The organism is Streptomyces sp. SID11385 (genome assembly GCF_010548245.1).
Lineage (GTDB): Bacteria > Actinomycetota > Actinomycetes > Streptomycetales > Streptomycetaceae > Streptomyces.
This window is the reverse complement of sequence record NZ_JAAGLR010000794.1, coordinates 1-4,963: the sequence shown is the minus strand read 5'-3', so window position 1 is coordinate 4,963 and position 4,963 is coordinate 1. Positions and strand designations below refer to the sequence as shown.

Below are 4,963 nucleotides of genomic sequence, written 5' to 3'. Positions count from 1 at the left end.
CCCCCGCCGGGGAGGACGGCCGCCCGCCCCGGGCCGGCGGCCGTCCGCCCGTCGCCGGGGGACGGCCGCCGTTGCGCTCAGGCCGCCGCGCGCAGATCGAGGCGGGCCCCGAACTCCCGCACCACCGACTCCTCCCGGTACGGGTCCAGCCGCTGCCGGAAGTCCTCCAGGTACTCCGCGCCGCGGTCGGAGCGGAGCGAGGCGAGGAGTTCCGCGGCGTGCAGCGCGGTGCGGCAGCCCTCCTCGATCTCGCGCTGCTGCACCTGCGCCGTCGCGAGCAGCACGTAGCCGATCGCACGGCGCCGCGTGCGGCTCTCGGGGTGGCCCGCGAGGGCCCGCGAGGCCGCCCGCACCGCCAGCTCCGGCTCGCCCAGATCGCGGTGGCAGTGGGCCAGTTCATCGGCGAGGTACGCCTCGTCGAAGTGCGCGATCCACTCCGGATCGCCGTCCCTGTCCCGGTCGCAGCGCGCGAGCTCGCTCTCGGCGCGGTCGATCGCCTCGTGCGCCGCGCGCCGGTCGCCGAGCAGCGCGTGCCCGCGCGCCTCGGCGGCGTGGAACATCGACCGGGCCCGGGGCGTGGCCTGCCCCCGCGTGCCCTCCTGCGCGGCCCGCGCGAGCTGCGCGATCTCGCGCGGATTGCCGAGTTGCGCGGCGAGGTGGCTCATCGACGCGGCGAGCACGTACCCGCCGTACGCCCGGTCCCCCGCGGCCTGCGCGAGCCGCAGCGCCTGGATGTAGTAGCGCTGCGCGAGCCCCGCCTGCCCGGTGTCGACGGCCATGTACCCGGCGAGTTCGGTCAGGCGCGACACGGCGGCGAACAACTCCCGCCCCACCGGCTCCCGGTACGAGCCCGAGAGCAGTCCCGAGACGACGCTGTTGAGGTAGTGCACGACGACGGGCCGCACGTGCCCGCTGCCGTACTGGTGGTCGAGCCGGTCGAGGGCCGTCGTCATGGCCCGTACCGCCGCGACGTCCGTGGCGCCCACCCGCGGCCCGCCGCTGCGCGCGACCTGGCTGTCCGGCATCGAGATGAGCCAGTCCCTGCTGGGCTCGACGAGCGCGGAGGAGGCGACCGAGGAACCGGTCAGGAAGTCCCTGCGCCCCACGTCGCTGCGCCACAGCTCGCAGACCTGCTCGATCGCCCCCGGCACGGTCGGCGAGAACTGGAGGCCGACGCCGGAGGAGAGGTTCTTGCCGTTGGCCATGCCGATCTCGTCGATCGTCACCGTGCGCCCGAGCTTGCGCCCGAGGGCCTCGGCGATGACGGCGGGCGCGCGGCCCCTCGGCTGCTGACCCCGCAGCCAACGGGCCACGGACGTCTTGTCGTACCGCAGATCGAGTCCGTGCTCGGCCCCGCAGAGATTGACCCTGCGGGCGAGACCGGCGTTGGAGCAGCCGGCCTCCTGGATGAGCGCCTGGAGCCGTTCGTTCGGCTGGCGTGCGACTAGCGGCCTCGCGGCCATGGTGAAACCCCCAATGAGTACGCCGTGTTCCGTCACCGGTACGCGCCCCTCGCACGGCCCGCGCGGCCTCCTCCGTCGCTCACGAGCGCGCTCGCGCTCGGTTCACGGGGTCGGTCGTGCGGTCGTGCTCGCGGTCGCGGTCCCGGTCCCGGAGCCGAAAGGCGTGGTCGTGGACTGGGTGCTGGACTGGCTTGCTGACCTGGCCTGTTGGCCGGGCTTGCTGGACCTGGCCTGTGGGCCGGGCCCGCCGGCCTGGCTTGTGGGCCGGGCCCGCTGGTTCGGCCTGCTGGCCTGGCTTGCTGACCTCGGTTCGTTCCGGCGAGCGACCCGCCGGGGCGGGTGCCGGGCCGGTGCGGACCGTCTGGCTGACCTGCTGGGCGGCGTGCGCTGCGCCACCTGGCTGATCACTGCCCTGCGGACAAAGCGAAGATGCACCCCAAAGGGGACCTATCCGGTATTACTTCTCCCCGGTCGGCGTGTCGGGCGGGGTGGGGGCGCGGGGGCGGGGCGGGCAGGGTTCGGGCGGTGCGGGACAGGCGGGGTTCGGGCGGGGCGGTGCGGTGCGGGTTCGGGCGGAGCGGCGTGCTGGGCGGGCCGGGCGGTGCCCGGGTTGGCGGGCGGTGCGTACGACGGCGTTCCGCTTTCTTCTTCCCTCCCTCCCGGACCCCCTGCCGGAGTCCGCATATGCCCGGGGCGGGGTCCACCCCCCGGGGTTCCGGAAAACCACTCCCTCCTGGGTACCCGCCCCCGGCTCCGGCGGCTCCCGCGCGCCCCCGGCGATGCCCCCGTGCGCCCCGCACGCCGGGTCGGTGCCCCTCCCCGCGCGCGGCCCGTCCCGGGGGTCGCGCCCGACCCCGTAACCCCTGCCCCCAGCGGGAGTTGTGCTGTGCGTGGAAGAGACCCTCGGCGTGACCGGAGCAGGCAAGATCCCCTCGCAGCAGCACGGTGAGCCGCTGCCCGACACCGCGGTGCGGTACACCGAGGACCGGCACTGGGACGTCGTCCCCGGCGTCTGGCTGGAAACAGCCGCGGGCGTGGAACGCTGCTCCTGCGGGGAGCGCGGCTGCCCCGCCCCCGGGGCCCACCCGGCGGACGAGAACTGGGCGGCGCAGGCGACCGGCAGCGCGACCGTGGCCCGCACGCTGTGGACGGAACGGCCCACCGCGGCGATCCTGCTGCCGACCGGCCGCACCTTCGACGCCATCGAGGTCCCGGAGACGGCCGGTTTCCTGGCCCTGGCCCGGATGGAGCGCATGGGCGTGACGCCGGGCCCCGTCACCCGGGCCCCCGACCGCCGCATGCGCTTCCTCGTCCTGCCGGGGGGCGCGGCGAAGGCGGGCGAGCTGGTGCGCAGGCTCGGCTGGTCCCCCCAGGCCCTGGGCCTCATTGCCCTCGGCGAGGGCGCCTGGATCGCCGCCCCACCCACCCGTGTCGGCGGCCAGGGCGCCGTCCAATGGGCCTGCCGCCCCACCCCCGCCAACCGCTGGCTCCCCGACACGGAAGAGCTGATCAGCCCGCTGGCGTACGCGTGCGGGAGGGAGAGGGCGGAAAGTTTCTGACGGGGCGGAGAGTCCGGACGGGGCGGAGAGTTTCGGACGGGGCCGGTGGGGGCGAGGCCGCGTAGGGCCGGTGGGGGGTGGGGCCGGAGGGGGCGAGGCGTGGGGGGCGCGCTACGGGCCAACGGACGCCGCCGGAGCGCGACAACCGACTTCGAATTCAACTTCACCGAGCGGCCCGGACCGACGCTGGTTCCCCTCCGGACCAGTCCCACCCCTCCGCCCCGGCCCGTCACGCCCCGAGCCGGGAACCGCACAGCGGAGCCGCGGTCGCGACGATCCGCGCCGCAGCGGCCGCGTGCGGGCCCCCGCAGGAAGCCCACGACGGTCGAGCGGGTGGCCCGGCGGCCCGGTGGCCGGACCCGGGCTCTCCGCGCCCCGGTACGGCCACCGGCGGATACCGCTCAGGAGGTCAGTGCGCCGGCCAGGAAGGGTTCGACCGCCTCGCGCCATGCCTCCTGTCGTTCGTAGTGGGCCAGGTGGCCCGCTCCTCTCAGCTCCGCGTACTGGCCGCGCGGCAGCACGCGGACCATCTCCTGTGCCTCGGCGCGGCCCAACTCCCCCGCCGTTCCTCGCAGCACCAGCGTCGGGCACGCCACCTGGGCCAGCTCGTCCCAGTGCGAGTCGTGCACCCACGCCTCCCGTGAAGCGATCATGTGCTCCGGTTCGAAGACGGGTCGCCAGCCGTCCCCCGCCCGTTCCATGACCTCCGTGTAGTAGGCCCCCCGCGCCGCGTTGGACCGCTCCAGCCACGGGTCGCGCTCGGCGAACCATTTCTCCGCCTCGGCGAGCGAGGCGAAGGGCAGCGGCCAGCCGCGCAGCCAGTCCACCCACTCCCGCTGCGCCGCGATACCCAGCGCCGACGCCCGCATGTCCGAGATGACGAGCGCCCGCACCGACTCCGGGTGCTGCGCCGCGAACTGCCAGGCCGTCAGCGCGCCCAGCCCGTGCCCTATCAGCACGGCGGGACCGAGCTCCAGAGCCTCCACCACGGCGTGCACATCACCCACGTACGCCGTACGCGAGTACGCCGCGGCCGGTCGCTCGCTCGCCCCGTGACCACGCTGGTCGAGCGCGATCACGCGGTGCCGCTCCGCGAGCCAGCCCGCGCTGCCCGCCCAGTGCGAGCCCCGCCCCAGGAGCCCGTGCAGCAGGAGGACACCGGGGCGTAAGCCCCCGCTCCCCGGCACCGCCCCCTCGTACTCCCACGCCGCGAGCCGCACTCCGCCCGCCCCTGCCACATCGATCCGGCGCACCATCGTCCCCGGCACCCCCAGTCGTTCCTGTTCAACTCCCGCGCGAAGCCCCCGAACCCCGCAACACGCACGCTATCGAAACATCATTCGATTTCTGGCGGAAAACAACGGTTTTCTCCCCAAGACCCCTCGTACGAGTGACAGCCGAGGAAGGTTGACGCCCGTGGCGCGGGGGAGATCTCAGCCGAGGGGCGGGTTCCTCGCGGAACGGACCCGCCCGGGGGTGACCCTGAGAGCTCGGGGCTCCGGGTCAGTGCAGGGGGGACCGGGTCCCGGCGCCGCACGGCGCCGGGACCCGGCGCGCACGCGGAGCCTCCCCGATGAGCCACCGCCGCCCTCGACCGTCCCATCGCGTCAGACTGACACGCCCAGCCGGTCAGCGCTGCCCATCCGGCCCAGAAAAAACCAAAAACGGGAACACTCGCCGCACTCCGGACGCCACCGATCCGCTTCCCCTCCACGCAAACCGACGCGAACCGGGAGGACTCGCACCCGGTCCCACGCCGGACGGGGAAGGATTCCGGCCACCCGGCCGCATCACCACCGGCCGGCCGTCCGACCGACGCGGATCACCGCTCCCGGCACGCGACGACAGCCTTCGGCCCGGTACGCAGCGGCACACCTCCGGCCCGCCCACCCGCCGCCACGGCGCCGCCGCGCCAGGGCCCCGGCCCGGTCCCGTACCGGG

At 75.1% G+C, this 4,963-nt stretch carries 3 protein-coding genes; 1 reads left to right on the top strand and 2 read right to left on the bottom strand.

Going from position 1 to position 4,963, the window contains the following annotated elements; genetic code table 11:
- Positions 1 to 77: 77 nt before the first annotated feature.
- The gene (locus G3I42_RS24525) at positions 78 to 1,463 is read right to left on the bottom strand and encodes a transcriptional regulator (protein ID WP_164289366.1); all 1,386 of its coding nucleotides are present in this window, start codon (positions 1,461 to 1,463) and stop codon (positions 78 to 80) included.
- Between the two features lie 890 nt (positions 1,464 to 2,353).
- Between G3I42_RS24525 and G3I42_RS24520 the strand changes: the two genes are divergently transcribed.
- Positions 2,354 to 3,022, top strand: a complete 669-nt coding sequence (locus G3I42_RS24520; RefSeq protein WP_164289364.1) for a bifunctional DNA primase/polymerase — start codon at positions 2,354 to 2,356, stop codon at positions 3,020 to 3,022.
- A gap of 401 nt (positions 3,023 to 3,423) precedes the next feature.
- On the opposite strand, the gene G3I42_RS24515 is transcribed toward G3I42_RS24520, so the two are convergent.
- Positions 3,424 to 4,278 (bottom strand): alpha/beta hydrolase, encoded by an 855-nt coding sequence (locus tag G3I42_RS24515; protein WP_203607273.1) that lies wholly within the window; start codon positions 4,276 to 4,278, stop codon positions 3,424 to 3,426.
- Positions 4,279 to 4,963: the final 685 nt, after the last annotated feature.